We start from the raw sequence: 23,963 nt of genomic DNA, 5'->3' as shown, positions 1-23,963 counted from the left end.
GACATGGGGAGGCAACCGTGCAGGACAATCGCGCGCACAGGATCGTGAGGTCCCCGGCGGGGTGTCGCTCCCCCGCGGCGGTCCGGCCGTCGTCTATTGAAAGATGCCCCCGCGCCTCCATGATACACAGGACGGGTCGAGAGGAGTGCGTATGGCCGAACGGGTAATCAAGGACGATCAGCCACGCGTCTATTTCGACTGCAACAAATGCCCCGCTTTCTGCTGCTCGATCTACGAGCGCGTCTGCGTCACGAAGCGCGACATCAACAGGCTCGCCAAGCATTTCGGCGTCACGCCGGCCGAGGCCGAGCGGCGCTATACCGCGGACTACGACGGCGAGCGCGTGCTGAAGCGGGTGAGGGACGTGATCTTCGAGCGCACCTGCACCTTCCTCGACCAGAAGACCCGTGGCTGCACGATCTACCACGCGCGCCCCGAGGTCTGCCGCTCCTATCCCAACCGGTCGCGCTGCGCCTATTACGACCTGCTGCGCTTCGAGCGCATCCAGCAGGGGGACGAGAGCGTCGTGCCCCAGATCAAGATCACCTTCCACAACGTGGAGGAGGAGGTCGTGGACAACGCCGAGGGGCCCGAGCGGATCTACGAGTGGGACGAGAAGGAGGAGTGACGCGCCGCGCTGCTCTCCTCCCCCACGAGTTCGGCCGGTTCGAAGCTCATGCGGGTGGCACTGCGCTGCTCTCCTCCCCCTTGTGGGGAGGAGGTGGAGGTGGGGGTGTGGGCGCCATCCTGGTTCCAGTCCGGCGCCAACACCCCCACCCTGGCCCTCCCCACAAGGGGGAGGGAAGACCGTTGTGCTGAACACCGCCACATCCACGACAGCCTCTCACCAACTCCCAACCTCATCCCGAGAAGCGGCGGGGCTGCGTCTCGAAGGAGGGGCCAGTGCACTCCGGAGACGCCTCGTCCTTCGAGACGGACCTGACGGTCCTCCGGATGAGGCTTCAAAACGCCGCTCCCGGGACCGGAATGTCCGGTCCGCAGGCCAGACCTGCACGATCGGATGAAGATCCGGCGGCCGTTCTGGTTTATAGCCAACTTGGAAACGCCTACGCTCGGCGAAGGCCGGGCTCATACGAAGAACGCCAAGATGGACACGAAGTCGCCTGTTCTGCCTGCCGCGCCCACTCGCTTGGCGGAGGGCGTGGCCGTTCCCGTCCTCGCGGCGATCAGCGTCTCCCACCTGCTCAACGACCTGATCCAGTCGCTCCTGCCGGCGATCTACCCGATCCTGAAGGAGACCTTTCGGCTCGACTTCGCGCAGATCGGCCTGCTGACCCTCACGTTCCAGCTCACGGCCTCGCTGCTGCAGCCCCTGGTCGGCATGGCGACCGACAAGAGGCCCCAGCCCTTCTCCCTCGTGGTCGGCATGGGCTTCACGCTCGTCGGGCTGCTCATCCTTTCCCGCGCCGGTTCCTTCCCGGTGCTCCTGCTGGCGGCGGCGCTGATCGGCATGGGGTCGTCGGTCTTCCACCCGGAATCCTCCCGGGTCGCCCGCATGGCCTCGGGCGGCCGGCACGGCCTGGCGCAATCCGTGTTCCAGGTGGGCGGCAATGCGGGCACGGCCATCGGGCCGCTGCTCGCCGCCTTCATCGTCGTGCCCATGGGCCAGTCGAGCATCGCCTGGTTCTCCGCGGTCGCACTGCTGGCGATGATCATCCTGTTCAATGTGGGGCGCTGGTATCAGGCCCGGCTCGTGGACATGAGGGCCAAGCCGCGGGCCGCGGAGGTCAGGTCGCCCCACACGAGAACGCGGGTCGCGGTCTCGATCACGATCCTCATGCTGCTCGTGTTCTCGAAGAACTTCTACACCGCCAGCATCACGAGCTACTTCACCTTCTACCTGATCTCGAAATTCCAGGTCTCGGTGCAGGATGCGCAGCTCCACCTCTTCATCTTCCTCGGGGCGATCGCGGCCGGCACCATGCTCGGCGGCCCCATCGGCGACAGGATCGGCCGCAAATACGTGATCTGGATCTCGATCCTCGGCGTCCTGCCCTTCACCCTCGCGCTGCCCTACGCCAACCTGTTCTGGACCGGAATCCTGAGCGTGCTGATCGGCGTGATCCTGGCCTCCGCCTTCTCGGCGATCCTGGTCTATGCGACCGAGCTGGTGCCGGGGCGCGTCGGCATGGTGGCGGGCCTGTTCTTCGGGCTGTCCTTCGGCATGGGGGGCCTGGGCGCGGCGGTGCTGGGCCAGCTGGCGGACTGGACGAGCATCGAGACGGTCTATTACGTCTGCTCGTTCCTGCCGGCGATCGGCCTGCTGACCTACTTCCTGCCCAACGAGAGGCCGAAGGCGCTCACGGCGTGAGGCGTCGGGAAGCCGGCGCCTACTGCCAGGAATAGTTGAAGCTGACGCTGATGCGTTCGCTCTCCGCCTCGTTCACCGGCACCTCGTGGCGCAGCCAGCTCTCCCAGAGCAGGACGGTGCCGGGGCTCGGCTTCATGTAGGCGAATTGCCGGTTCTCCTGCTTCGCCTTGGCCTTGCGGGGCGGCGCCGCCATCATGAAGCCCAGGCGCGGGTCCTCGAGCTTGAGCGCGCTCGCCCCCTCGGGAATCGTTACGTAATAGGTGCCGCTCACCACCGAATGCGGGTGGATGTGCGAGGTGTGGACCCCGCCGGGCGGCAGGATGTTGATCCACAGGCTGTCGAGCACGAGCTTGCGGCCCTTCAGGTCGAATTCAAGTTCCTTGGCGAAGGCGGACACATGGGTGTCCAGCGCCTTGAGGAGCTGCCCGAAGACCGGGATGCGCCAGGGCAGGTCGTTCAGCGAGGCATAGGACGTGTAGCCCGGATAGCCGTTCTTCGCGCACCAGCGCTGCCCGGCCTCGTCGTCCTCGGCGATCGACAGGCAGGCGGCTTCGAGCTCCTCGTTGAGGCGCTCGGATTTCGGGCCGGTGAGTTCGGCACGGTAGACCTTGGTGACGAAAAGCGTATCGATGGTTGCCATAGTTTGGCTCTAGTCGGCAGGACAGCTTCTGTCAAAGCTATCGGGCGCGCAAAAAGCCGGCCAGCTTTTATCATCGGCGAACTCTCCATTGGCTTGCAGGAATCATGGACGCCACCCACCTTGGCCGTATGACGCCACCATCCGACCCGCCGCCCCTGTCCCAGGACCTGCTCGCCCTGGCCCGGACCCTCGATTCCGACACGCTTTCCCGCGTCATCGCCCTTCGGGACTGGCTGGTGACGGCGGCGGTGCGCATGGAGGACCCGAACCTGGTGCTCACCGGCTTCGTCGAGCGCCTGATCGCCCTCGGCCTTCCCATCCACCGCGCGGCCTCCGCCATCGAGACGCTCCATTCCGAATATGCGGGCATCGGCCGGTTCTGGACGCCGGAGGAGGGGACCGTGATGCGCTATCTCCCGCACGGGGAACGCCGCGACCAGGTCTACCGCAGCAGCCCCTTTGCCCATGTGAACCGCACGGGAGAATGGCTCCTCCTCGATCTCCGGGAGGCGCCGGACGATCTCTTCCCCATCATCCCGGAACTGAAGGCGGCGGGCCTGCGCCACTACGTGACGGTTCCGATCCGCTTCATCAACGGGGCCGAGAACGCCCTGTCCCTGGCCACGCGGGCGCCGGAGGGTTTCGGCGAACGGGGGCTGACGATCCTGCGTCTCGTCATGCCGTCCTTCGCCCTCGTCACCGAGCTGCGCGCCACGAGCAACCGTCTCGACGAGGTCCTGCGCATCTATGTGGGCGACGATCCGCACCGGGCCATTCTCTCCGGCGCGATCCTGCGCGGACAGGTCACGCGGATCCGCTCGGCGATCCTGTTCGCCGACATGCGCGAGTACACGCGCATCTCCTCCACCCTGAGCCCGGAGAGCGCCGTCGAGCTTCTGAACGACTATTTCGACTGCCTCGTGCCGCCCATCGAGGACGAGGGCGGGGAGGTGCTGAAATATCTCGGCGACGGCCTGCTCGCCATCGTCCGCGACAAGGGCGACGATACGGGCGGCGCCGCGCAGGCGGCCCTGTCGGCCGCCACCAAGGCGCTCCGGCGCGTCCACACGGCCAACAACGAGGGCCGCTTCCCGGTGCCCATCGGCATCGGCATCGCCCTGCACCACGGCGACGCGGCCTACGGCAATGTGGGTTCGGGGCGGCGGCTGGATTTCACCGTGATCGGGCGCGACGTGAATCTCGCGAGCCGCATCGCGGAGCTGAACAAGCAGCTCGGCGAACCCCTGCTCATGTCCAAGTCCTTCGTCGAGCACCTCTGGGGCAACCCGTCGCCCCTGGGCGCACACGCGGTGGACGGGTTCGAGGAGAAGATCGAGGTGTTCAAGCCCTGAGGCGGGTGCCGGCGCCCCGCCTGCTCAGAGCAGGCCCCCATTCGAGACGGCACGCCACAGGATCTCGCCGCCGAGAACGCCGAGCCCGATGAAGAACCAGCGCCGGAACGCCGCCGGGCTGACCCGGTGGCGCAGCCATGCGCCGGCCGCCATGCCCAGGAGGGCCGGCGCGATGGCGCCCAGCGAGGCGCCCATGGCGGAGGCGGGCAGGGCTCCGTTCCAGCCGAGGCCCAGGCCCAGCGCGACCGTCGACACGGTGAAGGACAGGCCCAACGCCTGCACCAGCACGTCGCGCTGGAGCCCCAGCCCGGCGAGATAGGGGACGGCCGGTATCACGAACACGCCCGTCGCGCCGGTCATGAGGCCGGTCGTCGCGCCGACCACCGGACCTGCCCATCTCTCGGATGCCTGCGGCACCTGAAGCGAAACCTTCGTGATCCCGAAGAGCGCGTAGACGATGAGCGCGGCACCGAGGCCCGCCCGGATGAGCGCGGAATCGCCGCCGGCGACGATGCCGGACGCCGCGACGGTGCCGATGAAGATCGCAGCCATCATGCCCCGGAGCCGCCGCAGGAGCTCGCCGAAGCGGGGGCCCTGGAAGAGCTGCCAGAGATTCGTCGCCAGCGAAGGCAGGATCAGGAGCGCGGCGGCTTCCGCCGGCTTCATGAGGAGCCCGAGCAGGCCCATGGCGACGGTGGGAAGGCCGAGGCCGATGACCCCTTTGACGAGCCCCGCGAGGAGGAATACGGCTGCCACGGGCAGCAACTGGGCGACGGGATCCGACATGGCCGCCAGTCTGAGCCGAAACCGGAGCCGGTCACAATGCGGAATTGCCGGAGCCAGCCTTCAGCAGCCGCGAAGGGAGGGCTCCGGCATGCCGCTCATTTCTCCAGCACCGTGACGTCCACGAGGGGCACGGCGTCGTACTTCGCCGCGAGGACCTGCTTCACCGCGGCGGACAGTTCCTGGCGCACCCTCGCGGCATCGCCGTTGTCGGTCTGCACGTAGAGCGTGACCAGCATCGTGTTCTGGCCCGGGATGTCGGCCCGGGTGAACTGCGCGTTGGCCTGCACCAGCTGGGCCAGGCCGCTCTCCTGCACCACCTGGCGCACGTCGGCCGTGGCGCGCTGGGCCTGGGAGGAGCGGAGCAGGTTCGGCTCCTCGGAAAACTGCCACGTCACCAGGGCGACGGTCGCCACCAGGGCGCCGGCCCAGGCCAGAATTCCGAACCAGCTCCTGCCGCGCTTGTAGCGGACGCCCTGAGGCGAGATGCCGTAGAGGCGAAAGACGATGGCGCCGGAAACGTTGATGCCGACGATCTGCAGGAGGAGCACGAACGCGGCGGATCCGACGATGTCCCATTCGCCGATGGCCGCGCCCATGCCGACGAGCCCTGCCGGAGGCGCGAGCGAGGCCGCCACGAGCATTCCCGTCGCCGCGCCGCTGACGAGGCTGCTGCGCTCCGACTGGCACAGGTTGAGGGCGCCAGCGGCACCGGCGGAGAGCGGAAGCAGCACCGCCACGGACGACAGGAAGCTTCGCTCGATCATCAGTCCGGTGGCGATCTGCTGCTGCATGATCATGCTCAGGATGAAGGTGATCGCGATGGTGGTGACGAGCGCGGCGAAGTAGCGGCCGAGGGACCGGCCGAAGAGCTTGACGTCGCCGCGCGCCGTCGCGAGAGCCGCGTTCATGGCCGGACCGGCGAAGGGCGCGATGAGCATCGCGGCGGTCAGCAGATAGATGGTCTCCGTGAACAGGCCGATCCAGACCACGATGCCCGCGGCTGCGGCGTAGCTGAGAAACCCCTTCCACGAGCCGACGCTCTGGAGGCCGCTCAGCACCACCTCGATCGGGCTGCGGGGCTCGATGTCGGTGGCCTGGTCGGGCGCTTCGCTCGCGGGCGGCTTGAGCGTGATGACTCCCTGGGGAGCAAGGGTGATGTACAGGTCCGGGATGCCCTCGAGTTCCCCGAGCAGGCCTTCCACCTTGGCGTTGGAGGTGTGGACGATCACCAGATCGACGGGCCGTCCCTCCGCCTCGGCCGCCATCGCCGCCACGTTGGTTCCGCCGTGCCTGCCGGCGATGGAGAGCACGCGCGATCCGCAGCCGCGCGGAACCGTGACGATCATCTGGCGCATCGTTTCCGTCTTCCATCCGTCTGTTGTCGGCCTGACCCATGAAGGGCCGGGCCTCGGGCCATGGTCCGGAGCCGATGCGCGGCGCTCCGGGAACGGCAAGGTCTCGAGACTCCCTGCCACCCGAAGAGCACCGCGGCACCCGCGGGTGACCTCTGACACCCTGCTCCACCTCTGGAGAAACGACCGGTGCCGGGCTTCGTTCACGCCGGATCGAGGATAGGGGCCGGCTGGCCCTGCTCGCCGCAACCTATGCTGTGGTCGTATTCACAATCGCGGTTCGGGGTCTTAGCCTGCGCGCCGTAGTGGAGCGGGCGGCGCCAAACCCGCGATGGAGAACGGAATGTCACAGCTGATCCTGGAGCCTCTGAATTCGTACCGCTCCTATCCGCCGGAGGAAATGATCGCCCGGGCGCAGGCCTTCTACGAGGACATCAGGCGGCGCAGGACGGTGCGGGACTTCTCCGACCGGCCGGTGCCGCGGGAGGTGATCGAATACGCTCTCCTGGCCGCCGGCACCGCGCCATCGGGCGCCAATCTCCAGCCCTGGCACTTCACCGTCATCACCGATCAGGACACCAAGCGGCGCATCCGGGAGGGGGCGGAGATCGAGGAGCGCGACTTCTACAACGGCCGTGCCCCGCAGGAGTGGCTCGACGCCCTGGCGCCGCTTGGCACGGACGAGCACAAGGGGTTCCTGGAGACGGCTCCCGTGCTGATCGCCATCTTCGGCCAGCGGTCGAGCGAGGGGCCTGACGGACGCAGGATCAAGAACTACTACGTGCCGGAATCCGTGGGGATCGCGACCGGCTTCCTGATCGCCTCCCTGCATGCAGCGGGCCTGGTCACGCTCACCCACACTCCCAGCCCGATGGGCTTCCTCAACGAGGTCTGTCACCGTCCCGAGACGGAAAAGCCCTATATCCTCCTGGTCGTCGGCTACCCGGCGGAGGACTGCACGGTGCCGCGGCACGGCGGGATCAAGAAGCCTCTCGAGAGGATCGCCTCCTGGCTGTGACGGGGCTGACGAGCCTCTGGCGTGTCCTACTCTTCCGGCTCGGGAAGAGGCTGTGCGAGACCGCCCGTGTTGCCGACGCCCGTGTGCAGCTGATCGATCTTGATGCCGCCTGGGAGGACCGGAGAGCCATGCTCCGGGGCGGAGGAGACCTGCGGCGGAGCGGTGCGGGATCGCTCCGCCGGGCCCAGCAGCTCGCGCACCATCTCGATCAGGGCCGACGGTGGATAGGGCTTGGGGAGAAACCGCATCCCCTTCGGCAGATCTCCTAAGTCCGGTCTCCTGTACCCTGACGTGACGATCACCCGGATGCCGGGCCGCCTCATATCGACAATGCGTGCCAGGGCGAAGCCGTTCAGCGGACCGGGCATGTCCACGTCCGTGCAGACCAGGCGAACGTCGTGCCGGGCTTCGAGGATGGAGAGAGCCTCGTCCGCGTTCACGGCCTCGATGATCCTGTATCCGCCCTCTTCGGCGAGGATCTCAGAAGCGACCATCCGCACCAATGCTTCATCCTCGACGAGGAGGATGATGGTGGGGCTGTTCTCGGACGTCATGGGCAGCCCTCTCGCGCGCGATGCACTCAGTCGGGAGTGCTGGGGCGCTCATGGCTGGGTGGTATGAAACCAAAGCCTGCCGGACGGGGCCGACGGCGAGGAACTCTATACCCCCGATTCCACAGGCTCGATAGTGTGGCGACATCGCACGCGGCAAAAGAAGTGCGGGCTCGATCCGGCAGGCGAGGGCGGCCGGATCATCCTTGGACGTCCGTTTCGGGCCGATCCTGTCCGCGGGAAATCTCGTCATGCCAGCGGCCGTCTTCGTCCTGGTATGCGATGGTCTCGGTTTCACCGGGGACCTGCTGTTCGGCAGCGGCGCGCTCAGCGGCCCGCCTTGCGTCATCGTGCGTCCGGAACGCTTCCGAGTAGACGTCCCCGACCTTGTAGGCCCAGCCGCCGTCGTGCTCGACGATCTCATAGTGAACAAGCGCCATGGCTGCTCTCCGAACATCTTCCTGGACTGAACAGCCTGTCGGGCGGGCAGTTCCCAAAATCGCCGCCGCAGCTTGTATTGCGCCGGGCGGCCGCTCACGAACGGCCAAGGCCGGTCATCAGGCGGGCAATCTCGTCCAGAAGACGCTGGCGCTCACTCGCGCCGATCTTTCCGGACATGCTGGCCTCGACGCAGGCCTGCAGGTGATCGCGCAGCATGTCCACCTGCACACGCCGAAGCGCGGCGATGACCGCGTTGATCTGATCCGCCACGTCGCCGCAGTAGCGCTCGTCCCGGATCATCTGCTGAAGGCCCCGCACCTGGCCTTCGACGCGGCGCAGGCGCGGAAGCTGACGTGCATGATCGACGGCGACGCCGCCGTGCTCTTCCTCCGAACCAGCCATGGCGTTCCAACCACCTCCTCCGCATCAACGCGTGAGCCGCCGATTGGTCCGGAACTATACCCCCTGCTGGTATGTTGGTCCGGCAACGGCAAGACCGCGGCGCGACGCGACGCGCCTGGAGGCGGTGATGACGCCGGTGGGGACGCCTTCTCGATTTTCGACCCGCCGCACCACCGTTCTCCTTCCTGACGTGGAGGCGACCGGAAAGATGGCGGACGAGAAGAAGACGGGCGCGGCCCGGCACAGGAAGGGCACTGGCCTCGGCATTGCTGCCGGTGCCCTGGGCGTCCTTGCGCTGCTCGGGATCGCCGGCCTGGTGGTCGTCTATACGGGCGCCTACAACGTGGCCGCGACGGAGGAGCATGCCTCGTTCACGCGCTGGGCCTTCGACACCACGTTCCACAATTCCGTCGAGCGCCGGGCGGACGACGTCGTCGCGCCCGCCAACTTCACGCCGGACATGATCGCGGCGGGAGCGACAGCCTACAAGTCGATGTGCCAGCACTGCCATGCCGGGCCGGGCGTCGAGCGCTCCGAATGGGCGAGCGGGATGCGTCCGAGACCGCCGCACCTGACCGAGGCGGCGGCCGAGTGGGAGCCGCAGGAGGTGTTCTGGATCGTCAGGCACGGGGTCAAGATGTCGGGAATGCCGGCTTTCGGCCCGACCCATGACGATCAGGCGATCTGGAACATCGCCGCCTTCGTCAAGCAACTGCCGGCCATGACGCCCGAGCGCTATGCGCAGCTCGGCAGCGCGCAGCATGGCGGCGGGCATGGCGGCGGAGCGCAAACGACCGGAGCGACTGGCGGTGCGGCGCAGGGCGGCGGGATGCAGAGCCCGGCGCCCGGTGGCGCGCACGGCGCGCATCCGCACTGACTTGGAGCAGGCTTCTCATGGGTATGTCCTACTGGCGCTTCGCTGCGATGATCGCGACCTCGACCGTCGTGATGTACGGGTTGATGTACCTGAACACCTACGCCGCCGAGCACGTGTTCTGGAGCGAGACGCGCGCCTGGATGGCACTCGTCATGGGGGCGACCATGTCCGTGATCATGCTCGCCTTCATGATCGACATGTACAAGAAGATGGCGCTCAACCTCGCCATCTTCGGAGGCTCCATCGTGGTGTTCGCCTTGAGCCTCTGGCTCGTCCGCAGTCAGGCCACGGTGGACGACGTCGAGTACATGAAGGCGATGATCCCGCACCATTCCATCGCCATCATGACGAGCACGCGCGCGCAGATCTCCGATCCGCGCGTCCGCAAGCTCGCGGACGAGATCATCGAGGCGCAGGAGCGGGAGATCGCCGAGATGAGATACCTGGTCGACGATCTGGAGGCGCGGGATTGATGCGGGCGCTTTCCTCACAAGCCCGTCCGGCGCGGCTGGCCCTGGCCGCCGCAATCGGCCTGCTCGCGGGATGCGGCGAAAGCGCCGCGCCGGACGATGTGGTCGATCCCGTCAGGGCGCCCGGGATCGCCCGGATCGTGCCGGCTGGCGAAGCCCTGTCCGGGGCGCACATTCCGACCATCGATCCCGCCACGATGGTCGATGCGGAAATCCAAAAGGCGCTGGGCGCCGGTCCCCGTTGCGATTTCCGATATACGGGCGGGGGGAAACCTGTTCTGGCGATGAACATGCAGCCGGATGGGACGGCCTCGGGCGGGGTCATGAAGCTGAACGGAAACCTGGTTCCCCTCAGCCCGGCACCGGCCGACGCCACCGGGCCCGAGGGTCGCCTTCTGCTGACGGCCGACCCGGTCCGGGTGGTCGTGGCGCCCGCGGCCGACGACGAGGCCGAGGATCGCGAGGGCATGAGGCGCCGGGAGGCGACCATGATGTTCGAGATCGGACAGAACCTCAGGGTCGGGTATCGCGGCTACATGGATTGCGGGGCCGCGCCGCCGGTGAGATCGTCCCGCCAATAGGTCGGGCTGCCGCATCGGCCTTTCGCTACGCCCGGATCGGCGAAGGGCTTTCTTCACGGCCCGAGCCGCGAAACAGGTAATCCGCAGTGAACTCGCCCGCCTCCTGAAGGCGGGCCCGGTCCAGAACCCTGATCTCGGCACCCCCGCGTGACGATCAGCCCCTCGCCGCGCAGCCCATCGGCAGGCCGCCGGCGCCTCCCGCATTCGGGCGAGCTTGGCCGTCAATCCATTAACAGGTATCATCCGCGTCGATTCCAACCATGCGAGGACGGTGAATGACGCGTAAGGATTCGATGGCGACGTATTGGCGGATCGGGCTCACCGTAGCGGCCTTCGCCCTCATAGCCGGCATTATCGCCGCACCCATCTTTCCGAAGCTTGGATCACCGGACGTCGTCGCCTCCACGCCGCACCAGGGACCGGCCCCGCGCCTGCCGGTCTCGCCAGCGAGCCTCCAGACCGACTAGCGATGCGGTTCGCTTGAGCCGTCTTCGGCCCCGCGCATTCCGGCGACATGGGAGGCATGGCCCTTTCCGTCCGGCATGCCAGGCGGCAACCGGGCGAGGGAGGTCCGGGCTCGGCCGTGGATGAGGTCTTTGGCACCAATGGGAGCGAGGCCGGGACCGTCCGACCTTGCCTCGAACGCAGGATGCGATATGAAGGGCTCGGACCTCCTCCGGGCCATTCCCTTCCGATGGGATGAACCGGTTGCGGGGCCCGTTCAGGGTCCGAACGACCGTGAACGGCGCATGACGAGGGGTGACGAACGGGACCCCTTCGATTATGCGATAATCTTACATCCCTTCGGGGCCTGTAGCTCAATGGTTAGAGCCGGCCGCTCATAACGGTCTGGTTGCAGGTTCGAGTCCTGCCGGGCCCACCAATCTTTTCAATGACTTGGGCGGGAAGGTCGTTGCTGCTTCGTTTTACGGCAATCAATACGGCAATCATTGCCGCGCCCTCTTGCGAGTGATCCGGTCTGCGGCAACGGTCATAAAATCGGGGTGATGGTGGCCATAGACCCTGTCCACCATCTGCTCAGACATGCCGAGGAAGCCGGCTGTCTCCCATTTATCCACGCCCTGCTGCATGAGCCAGGTCGCTGCCGTATGGCGCAGTGTGTGAGGGCTGATCGTCTTCTGGATCCCGGCGAGCTGCACGGCCCGTTTCCAACCGACCTTGATCGATTTCACCGGCAGGCCGTCCCATTCGACGACGTACTGAGCAATGACGCCTTTGTCCTTCCAGCGCCGCAGATGGGCCAGGAGCCGCTTCGGCAATCTGACCGGGGGCTGGCGCTTGTTCGTCTCGGCCGCCCCCTCTGCCAGCCGATAGAATAGCCCGCTCTCAAGGTCGATGAAGCTCCGGTTCGCGCCGGCGTAGATGGAAGCTGAGAAAATCGCGCCTGAACGGGAGCCGGTATAGATCCCCATCAGAATGAAGCGAGCGATGTGGCGCAGATCGTGCCACTCCGATTCGACAACCTTTCCCTTTTCCTTCCCTCGAGGCAGGCGAACGGTGCGCCCGTGCCGCCAGCACGCCCAGAGGAGCTTCGCCACTTCATCGCGGGTCAGCCAAGCCCCTCGAGGAGCGCCTTTCTGGGGCAGGTCCACCTCGACATAACCCGTATGCAGGTTCCGCTTGGCGTGATGATTGATGGCAGCTCGGAGATCTTCGAGGTCGCGCCGCGAGCCGCCTCGCTTCGACCTGTCCTTGGCATAGTCCCTGCAGGTGGTAGGGGAGACCTCCGAGAGCATCTTCGTCCCCCACCAATCAAGGAGGCGATCAATCCGGGCAGATGCCTTCTTTGGGCTCGCCTGCTTCGGCACCACCTCATCCAGGTACACCGACAGAACGTCGGCTACCGGGACTTGAGCGGGATGACGGGGGCCCTGAGGGACGGGGTTGTGCTTTGAGGCAATGTACTCTGCGAGCTTTCCTTCAGCCTCTGCACGCGCATCCTGGCGGCAGCCAGTGCTGTATTGGCGTCGCCTGTCGATGATGACCCAGACCGCCTCTCGGTCCCCGCTGGCTGGTCTGAGCCATAATCTGGCTGGCTTGGATGGACGAGGCATCGATCTACCATTTTCCGAATTTCATTGAGGGTCGTCATGTCCTTCCCCGCGATCCTCCAGACCCGGAGACGGCCCTTTGCCGCCTCGCGTCTCAGGCTGGACAGGCCGATCGAACCGTCTGGGAAGGCGAGGCTCGCGGCCACGTCGAGCCTCAGTGGAGTGTCGTCTCCCACGTCTTCCCGTTTGATGGCTGCTTTTCCCATCTCACTGTCCTCCAAGACGCTCGAACTTGGCAATATCTGAATAGCCGTAGTTAAGCTGAGAGTTCATTCGCCTTGCTCTTATCTTTGCAATAATTTCAGATGGTTAGTCACTGGAGGAGCTTTCTAGACGAATGGCTGGAGGCGTCTTTCGCCCATCCCTCGGCCGCCTCCATGGCTGTCGCCTCATCATCGAAGATCCGGCAGAGCACCGTCTGCCCGTCGACAAAGCCGAGAGCCTTCCAGCGGAGGCCGCATGGGACGGCCAGGGCGATGGTCTGCCCGCCGACCCGCAGGCGCCAGTGATCGCGGCGCTTGCTCCAGCCGCGCGTGAAGATGCCTGTCATCTCCGCACCTCACATCAGCAGGGGTTGCACGGATCCGTCTGGGAAGACGAGATCGAGAGGGGTATCGGCAGTCGGCTCATCGCCGTCCCAGCCATCCGGCCACGTGCCCAGGTCAATCAGCTCGCGGATACGAGCCTCTTCCTCAGCACTGAGGATGTCGAGCCTTGGGCGGCCGAGGCGCTCGGCTGCCTCATTGCAAGCCGCCTGGATCTCCAGCACCCGCGCAAGCCCCATGAGGCGGGCCTCAAACGTGAGTGGCCCCATCCGTTGCGGGTTCTTTGCCATGGAGCCATCCTTCAGGATCTCGGCCCCGGCCTTGCGTAAGCGATGCTTCGGCTCCCGAAGCTCGCGATAGAGCGGCTTCAGGCCGAGCAAAGGCGAGAGATACGACCAGGCCGGGTTGAGCAGGATCGTCTCGAGTGCCTTTTCCTTGCTCGCGAGGGGACAGCCTATGCAGCCGGTGCGAGCGTTGATCTCTTCGGCTTCATCACCACCATAGGCATCTGCGACAACCTTGGTGGCCCAGCCGCCGTAGTCAGCCATCGGTGCATAGATCTTCAGCCAGTCCCAGACATTGCACACGCGCCAATGAAGGATTGGCGCGAGGGTCGCAATACGTCCGCGAATGCCCTTAGCCTCAGGCAGAGTCTTCTGGTACCAGCCCTGACCGCACTCGGCTCCGTCCTTGCCACAGCTCATTTCGATGCGGCGGTCGCGTATTGCACTCTCACCCTGGCGCACGCCAGTAATCATGAGTACCTGTTGGCTGTCAGGAACGGAAGTCAGCGCGCGCTCAACCGCGGCTGCCATCGGATCGACCTTGATCTGCCGAGTGCACCAGCGCAGCGTGTTGTTGTTTGGTGGCGGAACGCCTCGACCCAGGATGTAAACGAGGAAGCGCTTATCGAGCGGCGCTCGGACGATCTCCGTCCGGATCCAGTTGCCGCGGCGCTTCAGACCCTCCATCACTTCACCAGCTGCAGCAGCCAACGGCGGGAGCTCCTGGCGCGTGTCTGCGTAGAAGACAGACAACGTCTTTGGGCGAGGCAGGCGGCCGACCTCGATCAGATGGACGATGAGGGTGAGCACACAAGTGCTATCCTTTCCCCCCGACCATGCCACAGCCCAATGATCGTGTTGGGGCCCATAGGCCTGCAGCGATTGGAGTGTGAGGTCGACAGCATCGTCATAGACGAGCCGAGAGCTACCGGCGAAGAGATCCTGTTGGGGGCGAAAGCTCATATCCGCACCTCACGGCCGGCGCCGACGCGCGACAGGGGAGCGCCAGCCATGAGGGGGAACTGTGAAAGGGTGGTCATTTGGACCTCCGGACGAGGGTGCCATCCATGCGGCGCTTCCACGGCGAGTCCTTGCTGCCGACCATGGGCGGGCCTTTGCGCTGCTTGATGCCGATGTGACGCTGCTTTTGACGCTTGGAACGGGCCGCGAGGCTGTGGTCTTGGGCGTCCTTCGCGGCCTTGTGCCAGAGGTGAGCAGGACCGAGGTTGCCGCTCTCGTCCTCGTCTGAGCCGCCGTTCTCGAGCGCCTGGATGTGTTCGACAAACCAATCCTCGCGAGCTCCGTCGATCGGCTGGTGGCACAGGACGCAAATGCCCTTGTGCATCTCCCAGAGCTTCAGGGCCCGCCGCGGCGTCATCTTCCGGCGCGGTGTGGTCCCCACGTCTTCGCAGATACGGAAGGCCATCAGGCGGCCCTCCCGACATTCCGGGTGAGGGTTTCTGGTTGAACGCCGATCATCTCTGCCAGTACGTCCAGAACCTTGCTCTTGCTCTCCTGGAAGACCTGCTTGCCCATGGCTGCCTTGGACTGGCTCTTGGCCGTCCAGACGGTCACAACCGCCTCGTGGGTGGTCACGACGGCGAACTCGTCCATGGGCTTGATGAAAGCCGCGATGCGCTGCGCCTCGGCCTTGGAGTTGCAGACGATCGAACGCTCATCCCGATAGCCTGCCTTGATCAGCGCATACTTTCGGAGATGCTCCGATGTGGGGAACCGCTCGGCCATGAGCTCGGGCAGGTTCATCCAAGCTTCGTTGATGGCCGCGAAGTAGTGGTTGTGGTTCGCCTGCGACCGGTGTTCCTGAACGGCGAGACGGTAGTTCTCACCGACCACGAATGAGGCATCGCATTCCCGCTGGAAGCGCGGGTGCGGGGCCATTGCCTCGCCTGTCCATTGGAAGATGATCGGGGCGGACGACATTACGCAGCCTCACGCCGGTAGAGCGCCACGAGCTGGTCAACGCGCCGGTCGAGTTCGGCTAGAAACTCGCGAACCTCTGCCTCAAGTTCTGCGATGCGGAGGTCGTCGCGGTGAACCCGCTTCACGAACAGGCGCATATGCTCGGGCATCCGAGGGTCGAAGGAAACGAAGTCGCACCACTGACGGCCGGTGCACGCCATCTGCCAGAGCATCTGTGTGACGTACTTGCCGGGAACCGTCTGGCTGATGAGCGTGTCGATGTGGGTGGCCGTGTTCGGACACTTGATCTCGACAAGACCATCGTCCCCAACCAGGCCGTCAGGGCTGGCACCGGTCATGGGGATGGCCGGGTGAGGAACTAAAGCGACCTGCTCGACCGTGGCGTCCGTGCGGAACTCATAGGCGATCCGGGCATCCGGCTCCGTCTCCGTTCCCCACTTCATCGCGGGGCTGCTGAACTTCTCGGCAGGCTCGCCTGTCAGGCGTTCCGCGATCAGTTCGGCCATGTAGTTCGCCCGAGACGCGCCATAGCCCGTCTTGGTCTTCGCGATGACATCAGCCACCCGGGATGCCGTGATCCGGCCGCACCGGATCGCCAGCCATTCTGCGGAGCCCTGAACGATCTCGCCCATTACTTGGCCCTCTTCGCATTCAGGGCATCGAGAGCCCGCTGATACTGATCTGCCGGGAGAGCATTCAGGCTTCCGACCTTGAGGTAGGCGCAGAACTTCTTCGGGTCGGCTCCTACCTCGATGATGAGATCCTGAAGGGCTTCAACCTGCTCTTCGGAGATGGTGAGCGGTGCGCCGGCCGCGCTGCCGTCGTCATCCTCTCCACGGCTGGTCAGGTTGAGCAGAGCCTGGGCGGTGTACCGCTTCCCGTAGGAGGTCGAAGAGCCGACCGCCTGCACGGCATTCTTGCTGCCGCTGGCATCGATCGGCAGGAACATGGTCGTCTCTTCACTGTGGCCGTCCCGGTGGCTCAAGACGCCAGTCACGACGATCTTCCCGTCCTCCTGGCCGGTGCGGAAGCTCAGGGCGAAGCCGTGCTTGGCGAGGATCGGCTTGATGGCCTCGTTGATGTCCTCCCAGAGGGCATATGTGCTCTGAACCTTGCCGCTCCGGTCCTTGATGCCACCCCGTTCGGTGATGACCGGGAGATCCGGCTGCATGGCTGCGAGGGCTGCGGTATAGGCCGCCTTCGCGTTCCGGTTCATGATGCGCTCCTGCATCTCGAGCAGGCGTTCCATCTTGTCGATATCGACGGCCGGGTTCATCGCCGCCCGCTCGATCACCTGAATGATGGCGGCGCTTTCCGATGATGCCTGGGAAGCTGCAGGCAGGTTCTCGATGATTTCGGCCTCTTGCACGGCCACTGCGTTATTCTTGCTGCTCATGGTTTGGCATCCTTCGGGAGCTTGATGATCGGTTTCGGGAGGCCGAGTTCTCTGCAGAGCCGGGAGGTTGTCTCAATGCGGACCCTCTCGGCTCTTTTCGTCTGGGGGCCTCGCCAGCGGGGGATCAGAACAACCGGCTTCATGGCGCTACCTCTGCCATCAGGAGCCCATCGGCCACGTCTTGGACCCACGACGAGACGTTCACGTAAGCCGAAGTCATGGCCAGAGCGACGAGAGCCCAGAATGCGACACGCTTCATGGCGCTACCTCGTGATCCAGTAGGCGAAGAGCAGATAGCCGGTCAGGATGATGGCGAGGGTGCCCATGAACAGGGCCTCCGTCTTCCATTCGCACGAGGGCTTCTTGGGGATGCGAAAGCTCATGATTGCTTTCTCCTCACATGAGTATCGATCCAGTGGCGGCGCGCCTTGTCTTCGGTGCGGAAGTGTCGATCACAGTCGCAGCAGCGGAAGGGTTTCCGGGCCTTGAGAGCGCGCTGCCGACGATTGCGAGGCGTCCAGGCATAGAAGCGGTCTGGCTAGGTCGGAGACGCGTCCATCATGACACCTCACCGAGTTCGAGCCGCTTGGCATCAGTCCCGCCGCAAGGGCAGGGGAGGACATCGGGAATACCGTTCGACTGATAGAAGAAGATCCACCCTCTGTCAGAGCAGCGAACGCATTCCTGCATCGTGTTGAAAGGAGCCGATTGCGCTGCATCTGCTTGGGCCTGGGTGACCTCGTGGCAAACCACCGGAGAGCGGCGAGGGAATTGGAGCACGGTGCCCATTAGCGCCCCTCCACATTCGGATAATCGCCCCATGCCGTCTCGTCGCTCGGACAGTGGGCATGGCTGCCGATGAAGGCCAGCGCGTGGACGAGGTAGGCGCCGACAATGCCTCCGATCAGAAAGGATGCCGTGGTGGTAAAGAGGATGATGTGTGTACAGCTCATGATTGCGCCCTCACTCCGCAGCCATCGGAAAGGGGGCATAGTAACGCTCGTGCGCCACACGACGCGCCCACACGGCGAAATCGTCAGCATTCTCGCAGGGCGTTTCACGGACGGCAAGGTTGTCGCAGTGGACTTCCGTCAGACGCTCGAAGAAGTTCGTGGAGGCAAGGGCAACCTGCTGCGCCAGGACCGAAACTTCAGCCGCGCTCGCGATGCTGTCGCGGCCAGTGATGGCAGCGTGATTGACCTGATCGATTAGTTCGACAAAGCGGTTATGGGCGACCGAGAGATTGCGGGCGTTGGATGCGAAGGACATTGGGGCTCATCCCGTTGAGGTAATGAGCTAAGATTATACGGTAAAAAAACCGCGTCAACAGGGTATCAGTAAAAATACCGCATGAACTCTATCCTTGCTGGCGACTGGGTGCTCCCCGCTATCCACAGCTCTGAAGACTCGACTCCTCAGAACGAAGTGAACAAAATAGAAACATCAACGCCTGGAGACGATCTTGCCGGCCAACTTCATTCCGCCTACCCCAGAGAGTCCGCTCCCAAAGGAGCACCGCTATAAGCTCCAGCTGCGTTGCCAAGACTGCTTGACTGACTCGTACCCGGTCGTGACGTTCGGCGTACGGCGGCTGTCAACCGTGGAAGTGAGTCAGCGGATCCAGGAATTTGCCTACCGAACGGAAATGCCTTGCCCGAGCTGCCAAGGTGGTTCACCTCGGCTTATTGGCTTCTTTGCCGATAGAACAAAGGATGAACACAATGTCAGCTACAGCTCTTAAGACCTACTATGTTGTGCAACCGTTTGTCCGCGGAAAACGAGGAGGGCTCAAGGCAGAGCAGGCAATTCAAGTGCAGAGCGAGACTGCCGCGATCCTTAGGGGAGAGCGCCTAGCTGAGAGCAAAGCCGGTGTGCTTGTATTCTCTCAGACAGGCGATCCAGAGATGGGGGACTTCGATGAGCCAGTGTTCTTGGCGAGCCATGGCGATGTGCCGCCCCGCGACTAAAAGAAAGGCCTCCTCACCCGCCGTTGCCACGGGATGAGGAGGCCTCCCGCTTCAGGAAGGCTGGAGATGTTCAAAGGAGCCTTCGCCAAGAGAATAACAAAGGTCGACAGTGGTTTCAGCTCGGCGGTAGAAGATTGTCGCACAAGGAAACCAATTTCGCCCGAGCTCGTCAGTACAGCGATCCAACCGACAGGGAGCATGAAATGAAACCCGTAACTGGGGCGCTTGCTGGCGTTGTGCTTGTAGCGATGAGCGGAGCAGCTTTGGGCGAGCCAGGTCCCAAAGAGCGGCAGTGCATGGTCGGAGAGCAGCGGATCGAGGGTGAGTGTAAGCCCATTACGCGAGGTCCAAAGAATAGAGGCTCTGGGCCCAACTAGTGCCTTTTCTAGTTTGGCAAAAGAAAACCCTGGCTTGTGCCAGGGTAAGAGGAGGACCAGGGAGTGTAAGTGGAAGAGCAATGATCTTCAGAGGATCAACTTCCCAAGCTTGGCATTGTTCCTAGTTAGAAGGCGAAGAGCGTATCGTAGTGTGTGGCCGCACGCGCACCTCGGCATCTGAGGAGCTAACATTGCGGCGCTGTGGAGATCGTGACAGTAAGTGCCTCGGGCGGTGCCGTAAGGTATCCCGCCGCTTGGGGCGCACCCTGTCTTCAAATTATGGACGCCGCGTAGCCTAGCGAGCTAATCCTCCTTGAGAGGGTTAGTACGTCACATCGCTAATTACGCGTCGGACTAACGCCAATATCCGTACTTGGCGCCCATCGTCCTCGCTCGGGTCGTGGAAGACCGTTTTCGGTACGACGATCGGCTTATGGCGCAAGCTGGTGGAGCGAGGACAGAACTCATATCTGTCCTCATGGATCTCTAGCTGCTTGACGGACCATTCTCGGGTATGGCCGCCATCTCTGGTCTGCTCGACCACGACAACCAGCCCATCCCGGAGGACCATCAGGCCTTCAAGGTCGTGGAAGTCCAACCCGATAACCTTGTCACCTTCCAGCATCGGGCGGGGCTTAAGGCCGTTCATGGAATCGCCCCTAACCCTGAACCCAATCCTCCGCGCGTGTGGGAACTCTTTATCCGGGTAGTCGGTCACATACTCGATGTCATCGGGTTCAAACTCTGGGGCCTCTCGGAAGGCGCCGGCCTCCACATCGCCAACAATTGGCACCATCGCCGTCTTCTCGGTGATGAGGGTGGCTCCAGAGGCGGAACTGGACGGAGCATCTGACGATTGCGCGCCTGACCCTAGTTCCTCTGGGCCTGCCCCCGCAAATAGCCAAACCGCCGTTGTTTTCAGAACCGGAGCAAGGGCGTTTAGCGTTGCGGTGCTCACTCCTTGACGGTCGTCCTTCTCGACTGCCCGCTGCAGGTTCCGGATCGCATCAGGCTTGCCAGCCTCCCGCGAGGCGGCCGACGCGGAGAGGCCAACTACCTCAAGGCGTTTCTCGATGCGGGTCAGAATTTCTCTCAGTTCCATAGGGCGGTAATCTAACCGCGCTGGTTCGTTCAAACGAGCGGTAATTAATCCGTTGACTTCAGCGGTATTAATACCGATATTCGTTTGCATGAGTGGCAAAGATCATCTTCTAAGGTTGGCTGCGATCTTCGGAAAGCAGCTTGGCATTCCTCAGACGACCGTCAGCTGGCGGCTGTTTCAGGACACGAACAAGCTTGAAGGGATCGAGCGAGGGCGTGATCTTTACCTCGGCAGGTTTGAGCGGGCTGTCCAATATCTCTCGGACCATTGGCCCGCGGGTGCGGAATGGCCATCTGACATTCCAAGGCCCTTGGGCTCCCGAGCAGGCGAGGCTGCCTGATGCGCCGCGCTCGCTATCGTCTTTGTGCTCACGGTCATCTCTGGTTCCTCACCCATGACGGCTACGTCCTCATCAGGAGGGCGAGCCGATGATTAGTTCATGGCGTCTGACTTGCTCGCTCCCATCTCTGCAGCTTCTGCTGCGATCAAAAGTGCTTGGCCAAGGCCTCGGGCCAATTCTGCGCTCATTGCAAGTGGCAGTTTATATCGGGTGCCGAAGACCAGATCCTCCGGGGTTCTCGCGAAATCCAGAACCATCATGGCCTCGCGACCATCAACGGTACCAACTGAGTAGGAGGTGAGCGTGCCCGCTTCTCCTGCGTCTAACAGTGCGTTCATTGGGTGCCCTAACGGAAGTTGTTCCTACTACTCTTACGGCCTTTATGTGACGCCCAATGTGTCGGCTCGCACACTCCGACGGCATTCATATTGCTTGTTTGCCTCGCGATCCGCTCCGACCTCATTCGATCCCGCTGGTCCCGTAGTCGGGTTGAGGAGTGCTGACCGTTCCCTCTCCACCTGTTGGCCTACACTCACCCGGTTCACTGCCCACACCTCTGTCCCGCGAAGATCGCTCCAAGCAGCACTGCTTTCACCTCAATTCAACAGGCAAACATTACATGAACGCTAGGAACCCCTACGCGGCCATCAAGGCTGCCTTCGATCAGGATGTGGACCGCCTCGGCGGCGTTGTCGTCGCTGCGCGCAAGACGAGGGTAGGGCAGGCTCTAATCTCTCGCTATTCCTCGATCTCCGATCAGAACGCCTCCACGCACGTTCCAGCTGATGTCCTCCTCGATATCACTATGGAGATCGTGCGGCGCGGCGGTGAGCCCGACACGCTCCGCGTCCTCGCCGACCTGGCCGGGTTCAAGTTGGTCCCGCGTGAAGCATCCGAGGCCGGTGGCGAGAACCTCCTCAAGCACCTCGTCGATACCACCCAAGCGCAGGCGCGGCTCTCCTCCACGATTGCTGACGCTCTTGCTGACGGTCAGATAGATCCCGCTGAGCAGCGGGCCATCGACGCCGCTGCGGCAGCCGAGGAGAAAGAGCTCGCCGAGCTTCGGCAGGATCTCAAGCCCGCCCAGGTCGTCATTCCGATCCGCGGGAGCGCAGTATGAGCCGCCGTCTCCCTGACGCGAAGATTGCGGCCGCCAAGGCTCTCCGCGCCAAGGGGCACAGCATCAGCGAAATCGTCGCTCTGGCGGAGATCAGCCGGGGCACTGCGCATGCGCTTACCACGGGCATCCGGCTTCCCTTCGGCCCTCTCAAGCGCGGACCCAAGAAGAAGATCGCTTTCAACGTCTGCAAGGCCCTCCACGAGCAGGGCCTGAACTATCGCCAGATCGCTGCGCGCCTCGGCTGCGCTCACTCGGCGGTCTACCGCACCCTCAAGACCGGAAAGGCTGCTGCCTGATGGACGATCAAGCATTCAACACCGAGTCCGTTGCCGCCGATCAGCTCCGCGCCTTTATCGAGCGCGTCGAGCGCATCGAGGAAGAGATCAAGGGCCTGAACGGCGACAAGTCCGACATCTACAAGGAAGCCAAGATGAACGGCTTCGACGTGAAGGTGATGCGAAAGGTCGTCGCTCTCCGTCGCAAGGATTTCGCCGAGCGTCAGGAAGAGAACGCTATCCTCGAGATGTACATGAACGCGCTGGGGATGGTCTGATGACTGCCCCTCGCACGTGCACGCGCACGCGTAAGAGAGCCCCCAAGCCTCGGCTGCCGCTGTTCACGGGCGAGGTGATCTCTCGCGAGCGTCTCCCAAGCCCGAAAGAGATCCGTCTTCACTTCTCGGTTGCCAAGTGCCTGAAGGACTATGCCCGCAGGGATTGGCAGTGGACCCACTTCCCGGCCGGCGAGGTGCGCGACGAGGTTACGGGCGCCAAGCTCAAGCGCATGGGCACGAAGCCGGGCTGGCCTGACTTCATCTTCGTCTCGCCCGAGGGCGTCTTCCATGGCCTTGAACTCAAGCGGGAAGGGGAGGGCCTGAACGACGATCAGGAGGACTTCCACAACCACGCCAAGGCACAGGGCTGGAAGGTCGCCGTTGCCGAAACCTTCAAGGATGCGGTGGAGACCCTGAACGCCTGGGGCTGCCTGCGCATCAAGTTCAGCGAGGTTCGCTGATGGTGAAATTTGCTCGCCAGGCCGACGCATTGGCCATTTCAAAGGAACAGGCCCTTGAGGGCTTCTTCTACTTCAGCCGCGTGCGTGAGGAGAGGGCCAGCAAGTTCCCTGACTACGTAGAGGCCCGCCTCGCAGCCAGTGAGAGCATCGGGAAGCTCGCCAAGGCTGAAGAGGCTTTCGGCAGCGCCCGTGTCCGCACGTGGCTCAATGAGATCGAGGGGAAGGCCACGGCAGCCCTGAACCAAAAAGGTGACGCATGAGCGGACTGTCGCCTGAGATGATCGACGCCATGGTCGCCGCTGGTCTGACCGCTGAGCAGATGGCTGCCCTCGTCAAGGCTCAGCTGGCGGCACAAGCTGCCGCTGATGAGGCTCGCCGTGCTGCGAAGAGAGAGCAAGCCACCGAGCGCCAGCGTCGGAAGAGAGAGCGTGATCGTAAGCCTGTCACGCATGTCACGCGTGACAACGCGCTACAGGCCGTGACGGAGCGTGACACCCCCTCCGAGGTTCCCCCCAAAGATATTAACTCAAACCCCCCTCCTACCTCCCCCAGTTCCGATGCTGACGCATCGGCGCTGCCTGCCGGCCGCGCCCCGGAAGTTTCGATCAACGATCAAATCTGGAGCTCGAAGGCTGCCCTGGCCGACCTGTCGGGCAAATCCGAGGCCAGTGTCGGCAAGTGGATCGGCAAGGCGCTGAAAGACCATCCGCCCGATGTCGTGAAGCAGGGCATCGACGCCGCCCTGCATGCCGGAACCCGCGACCCCTTCAGCTACGCCCGAAGCGTGATGCTCAACTCCCGAGGAGCCCAGAATGCCCAGCCAGGAACTCGCAACGGTCGAACCGATCCCGCCTCTCGACCCCAAGGCACCGCGGCTCGGGTCGCTTCCCTCATGGGCTACGAGCCTGAACCAGATGTGCATGGACCTGAGGAAGAACGACGCGTACCGGATCGGCCCTCATGACCGAAAGGTCGTTACGCTTCCGGCTTCCTCGATGCCGAA

Annotated in this window: 32 protein-coding genes and 1 tRNA gene; 16 read left to right on the top strand and 17 right to left on the bottom strand. The window is 63.9% G+C overall.

Translation table 11 applies throughout. From position 1 onward, the window contains the following. The first annotated feature begins 151 nt into the window (after positions 1–151). Positions 152–628, top strand: a complete 477-nt coding sequence (locus tag LGR44_RS00805) for a YkgJ family cysteine cluster protein (RefSeq protein WP_226736202.1) — start codon at positions 152–154, stop codon at positions 626–628. A gap of 480 nt (positions 629–1,108) precedes the next feature. Beyond that, a complete protein-coding gene (locus LGR44_RS00800) occupies positions 1,109–2,332 on the top strand; it encodes an MFS transporter (protein ID WP_226736200.1) in 1,224 nt (407 codons plus the stop codon). Positions 2,333–2,351: 19 nt separating this feature from the next. On the opposite strand, the gene LGR44_RS00795 is transcribed toward LGR44_RS00800, so the two are convergent. Further along, complete coding sequence (locus tag LGR44_RS00795) at positions 2,352–2,972, bottom strand: TIGR02466 family protein (protein WP_226736198.1); 621 nt, start codon at positions 2,970–2,972, stop codon at positions 2,352–2,354. Positions 2,973–3,076: 104 nt separating this feature from the next. Here LGR44_RS00795 and LGR44_RS00790 point away from each other — a divergent pair, with 104 nt between their 5' ends. After that, on the top strand, positions 3,077–4,324 hold the full coding sequence (locus tag LGR44_RS00790; RefSeq protein WP_226736196.1) for an adenylate/guanylate cyclase domain-containing protein: 1,248 nt from the start codon (positions 3,077–3,079) through the stop codon (positions 4,322–4,324). Positions 4,325–4,348: 24 nt separating this feature from the next. Here LGR44_RS00790 and LGR44_RS00785 read toward each other — a convergent pair whose 3' ends face one another. Together LGR44_RS00785 and LGR44_RS00780 are read right to left on the bottom strand one after the other, a co-directional pair. Further along, the gene (locus LGR44_RS00785; protein WP_226736194.1) at positions 4,349–5,110 is read right to left on the bottom strand and encodes a sulfite exporter TauE/SafE family protein; all 762 of its coding nucleotides are present in this window, start codon (positions 5,108–5,110) and stop codon (positions 4,349–4,351) included. 95 nt (positions 5,111–5,205) lie between these two features. Next, the gene (locus LGR44_RS00780) at positions 5,206–6,465 is read right to left on the bottom strand and encodes a DUF389 domain-containing protein (protein ID WP_226736192.1); all 1,260 of its coding nucleotides are present in this window, start codon (positions 6,463–6,465) and stop codon (positions 5,206–5,208) included. Positions 6,466–6,805: 340 nt separating this feature from the next. Here LGR44_RS00780 and LGR44_RS00775 point away from each other — a divergent pair, with 340 nt between their 5' ends. Further along, positions 6,806–7,480, top strand: coding sequence for a nitroreductase family protein (locus LGR44_RS00775; RefSeq protein WP_226736191.1), 675 nt, complete (start codon positions 6,806–6,808; stop codon positions 7,478–7,480). A 26-nt stretch (positions 7,481–7,506) separates the two neighbouring features. Here LGR44_RS00775 and LGR44_RS00770 read toward each other — a convergent pair whose 3' ends face one another. From LGR44_RS00770 to LGR44_RS00760, 3 genes are all read right to left on the bottom strand, one after another. Then, positions 7,507–8,034: a response regulator gene (locus LGR44_RS00770; protein ID WP_319004794.1), complete on the bottom strand. Its 528-nt coding sequence runs from the start codon at positions 8,032–8,034 to the stop codon at positions 7,507–7,509. 197 nt (positions 8,035–8,231) lie between these two features. After that, entirely contained in the window at positions 8,232–8,471 is a 240-nt protein-coding gene (locus LGR44_RS00765; protein ID WP_226736189.1) for a DUF2188 domain-containing protein, read from the bottom strand. Positions 8,472–8,565: 94 nt separating this feature from the next. Further along, positions 8,566–8,874: a metal-sensitive transcriptional regulator gene (locus LGR44_RS00760; RefSeq protein ID WP_226736187.1), complete on the bottom strand. Its 309-nt coding sequence runs from the start codon at positions 8,872–8,874 to the stop codon at positions 8,566–8,568. A 127-nt stretch (positions 8,875–9,001) separates the two neighbouring features. On the opposite strand from LGR44_RS00760, the gene LGR44_RS00755 reads away from it, so the two are divergent. From LGR44_RS00755 to LGR44_RS00735, 5 genes are all read left to right on the top strand, one after another. Further along, a complete protein-coding gene (locus LGR44_RS00755) occupies positions 9,002–9,751 on the top strand; it encodes a c-type cytochrome (RefSeq protein ID WP_226736184.1) in 750 nt (249 codons plus the stop codon). 23 nt (positions 9,752–9,774) lie between these two features. Further along, positions 9,775–10,224, top strand: a complete 450-nt coding sequence (locus LGR44_RS00750; RefSeq protein ID WP_226737069.1) for a DUF305 domain-containing protein — start codon at positions 9,775–9,777, stop codon at positions 10,222–10,224. Then, positions 10,224–10,802, top strand: coding sequence for a DUF6692 family protein (locus tag LGR44_RS00745; RefSeq protein ID WP_226736182.1), 579 nt, complete (start codon positions 10,224–10,226; stop codon positions 10,800–10,802). The genes LGR44_RS00750 and LGR44_RS00745 overlap by 1 nt, the downstream gene beginning before the upstream one ends. A gap of 275 nt (positions 10,803–11,077) precedes the next feature. Next, positions 11,078–11,269, top strand: coding sequence for a hypothetical protein (locus LGR44_RS00740; protein ID WP_226736180.1), 192 nt, complete (start codon positions 11,078–11,080; stop codon positions 11,267–11,269). Between the two features lie 340 nt (positions 11,270–11,609). Next, positions 11,610–11,685, top strand: a tRNA-Ile gene (locus tag LGR44_RS00735). Between the two features lie 64 nt (positions 11,686–11,749). Here LGR44_RS00735 and LGR44_RS00730 read toward each other — a convergent pair. The 9 genes from LGR44_RS00730 to LGR44_RS00690 all read right to left on the bottom strand — a co-directional run bounded on the left by LGR44_RS00730 (position 11,750) and on the right by LGR44_RS00690 (position 18,309). After that, a complete protein-coding gene (locus tag LGR44_RS00730; protein WP_226736177.1) occupies positions 11,750–12,631 on the bottom strand; it encodes a site-specific integrase in 882 nt (293 codons plus the stop codon). 556 nt (positions 12,632–13,187) lie between these two features. After that, complete coding sequence (locus LGR44_RS00725; RefSeq protein ID WP_226736175.1) at positions 13,188–13,424, bottom strand: hypothetical protein; 237 nt, start codon at positions 13,422–13,424, stop codon at positions 13,188–13,190. 9 nt (positions 13,425–13,433) lie between these two features. After that, positions 13,434–14,666, bottom strand: coding sequence for a phosphoadenosine phosphosulfate reductase domain-containing protein (locus LGR44_RS00720; protein WP_226736172.1), 1,233 nt, complete (start codon positions 14,664–14,666; stop codon positions 13,434–13,436). A 73-nt stretch (positions 14,667–14,739) separates the two neighbouring features. Further along, on the bottom strand, positions 14,740–15,129 hold the full coding sequence (locus LGR44_RS00715; RefSeq protein ID WP_226736170.1) for a hypothetical protein: 390 nt from the start codon (positions 15,127–15,129) through the stop codon (positions 14,740–14,742). After that, positions 15,129–15,644: a hypothetical protein gene (locus tag LGR44_RS00710; protein ID WP_226736168.1), complete on the bottom strand. Its 516-nt coding sequence runs from the start codon at positions 15,642–15,644 to the stop codon at positions 15,129–15,131. The genes LGR44_RS00715 and LGR44_RS00710 overlap by 1 nt, the downstream gene beginning before the upstream one ends. Then, positions 15,644–16,276 carry a lambda exonuclease family protein gene (locus tag LGR44_RS00705; RefSeq protein ID WP_226736165.1) on the bottom strand — a complete coding sequence of 211 codons (633 nt, stop codon included), beginning with the start codon at positions 16,274–16,276 and terminating at the stop codon, positions 15,644–15,646. Before LGR44_RS00705 ends, LGR44_RS00710 begins: the two co-directional genes overlap by 1 nt. After that, positions 16,276–17,040 (bottom strand): ERF family protein, encoded by a 765-nt coding sequence (locus LGR44_RS00700; protein WP_226736163.1) that lies wholly within the window; start codon positions 17,038–17,040, stop codon positions 16,276–16,278. Before LGR44_RS00700 ends, LGR44_RS00705 begins: the two co-directional genes overlap by 1 nt. 788 nt (positions 17,041–17,828) lie before the next feature. Continuing rightward, positions 17,829–17,993, bottom strand: coding sequence for a hypothetical protein (locus LGR44_RS00695; protein ID WP_226736161.1), 165 nt, complete (start codon positions 17,991–17,993; stop codon positions 17,829–17,831). A gap of 10 nt (positions 17,994–18,003) precedes the next feature. Continuing rightward, a complete protein-coding gene (locus LGR44_RS00690; protein WP_226736159.1) occupies positions 18,004–18,309 on the bottom strand; it encodes a hypothetical protein in 306 nt (101 codons plus the stop codon). Positions 18,310–18,761: 452 nt separating this feature from the next. Between LGR44_RS00690 and LGR44_RS00685 the strand changes: the two genes are divergently transcribed. After that, positions 18,762–19,007: a hypothetical protein gene (locus LGR44_RS00685; protein WP_226736156.1), complete on the top strand. Its 246-nt coding sequence runs from the start codon at positions 18,762–18,764 to the stop codon at positions 19,005–19,007. Between the two features lie 699 nt (positions 19,008–19,706). Here LGR44_RS00685 and LGR44_RS00680 read toward each other — a convergent pair. Together LGR44_RS00680 and LGR44_RS00675 are read right to left on the bottom strand one after the other, a co-directional pair. Then, entirely contained in the window at positions 19,707–20,486 is a 780-nt protein-coding gene (locus tag LGR44_RS00680; RefSeq protein ID WP_226736154.1) for a LexA family protein, read from the bottom strand. Positions 20,487–20,918: 432 nt separating this feature from the next. Further along, the gene (locus LGR44_RS00675) at positions 20,919–21,164 is read right to left on the bottom strand and encodes a hypothetical protein (RefSeq protein WP_226736152.1); all 246 of its coding nucleotides are present in this window, start codon (positions 21,162–21,164) and stop codon (positions 20,919–20,921) included. Between the two features lie 281 nt (positions 21,165–21,445). On the opposite strand from LGR44_RS00675, the gene LGR44_RS00670 reads away from it, so the two are divergent. The 6 genes from LGR44_RS00670 to LGR44_RS00645 are packed head-to-tail and all read left to right on the top strand — an operon-like array spanning position 21,446 to position 23,924. Further along, a complete protein-coding gene (locus LGR44_RS00670) occupies positions 21,446–21,946 on the top strand; it encodes a phage regulatory CII family protein (protein ID WP_226736150.1) in 501 nt (166 codons plus the stop codon). Continuing rightward, positions 21,943–22,242: a helix-turn-helix domain-containing protein gene (locus LGR44_RS00665; RefSeq protein ID WP_226736148.1), complete on the top strand. Its 300-nt coding sequence runs from the start codon at positions 21,943–21,945 to the stop codon at positions 22,240–22,242. The genes LGR44_RS00670 and LGR44_RS00665 overlap by 4 nt, the downstream gene beginning before the upstream one ends. Continuing rightward, positions 22,242–22,499: a DUF2312 domain-containing protein gene (locus LGR44_RS00660; RefSeq protein WP_226736145.1), complete on the top strand. Its 258-nt coding sequence runs from the start codon at positions 22,242–22,244 to the stop codon at positions 22,497–22,499. The genes LGR44_RS00665 and LGR44_RS00660 overlap by 1 nt, the downstream gene beginning before the upstream one ends. Further along, a complete protein-coding gene (locus LGR44_RS00655) occupies positions 22,499–22,960 on the top strand; it encodes a hypothetical protein (protein WP_226736143.1) in 462 nt (153 codons plus the stop codon). The genes LGR44_RS00660 and LGR44_RS00655 overlap by 1 nt, the downstream gene beginning before the upstream one ends. Continuing rightward, the gene (locus tag LGR44_RS00650) at positions 22,960–23,220 is read left to right on the top strand and encodes a hypothetical protein (RefSeq protein WP_226736141.1); all 261 of its coding nucleotides are present in this window, start codon (positions 22,960–22,962) and stop codon (positions 23,218–23,220) included. Before LGR44_RS00655 ends, LGR44_RS00650 begins: the two co-directional genes overlap by 1 nt. Then, positions 23,217–23,924: a hypothetical protein gene (locus LGR44_RS00645; RefSeq protein ID WP_226736139.1), complete on the top strand. Its 708-nt coding sequence runs from the start codon at positions 23,217–23,219 to the stop codon at positions 23,922–23,924. Before LGR44_RS00650 ends, LGR44_RS00645 begins: the two co-directional genes overlap by 4 nt. Positions 23,925–23,963 lie beyond the last annotated feature (39 nt).

Origin of the sequence: Microvirga lenta, from assembly GCF_020532555.1 — a bacterium.
GTDB classification, from domain to species: Bacteria; Pseudomonadota; Alphaproteobacteria; order Rhizobiales; family Beijerinckiaceae; genus Microvirga; species Microvirga lenta.
Note: the sequence above shows the minus strand (reverse complement) of the source record. Positions and strands in the feature narration are given on the sequence as shown.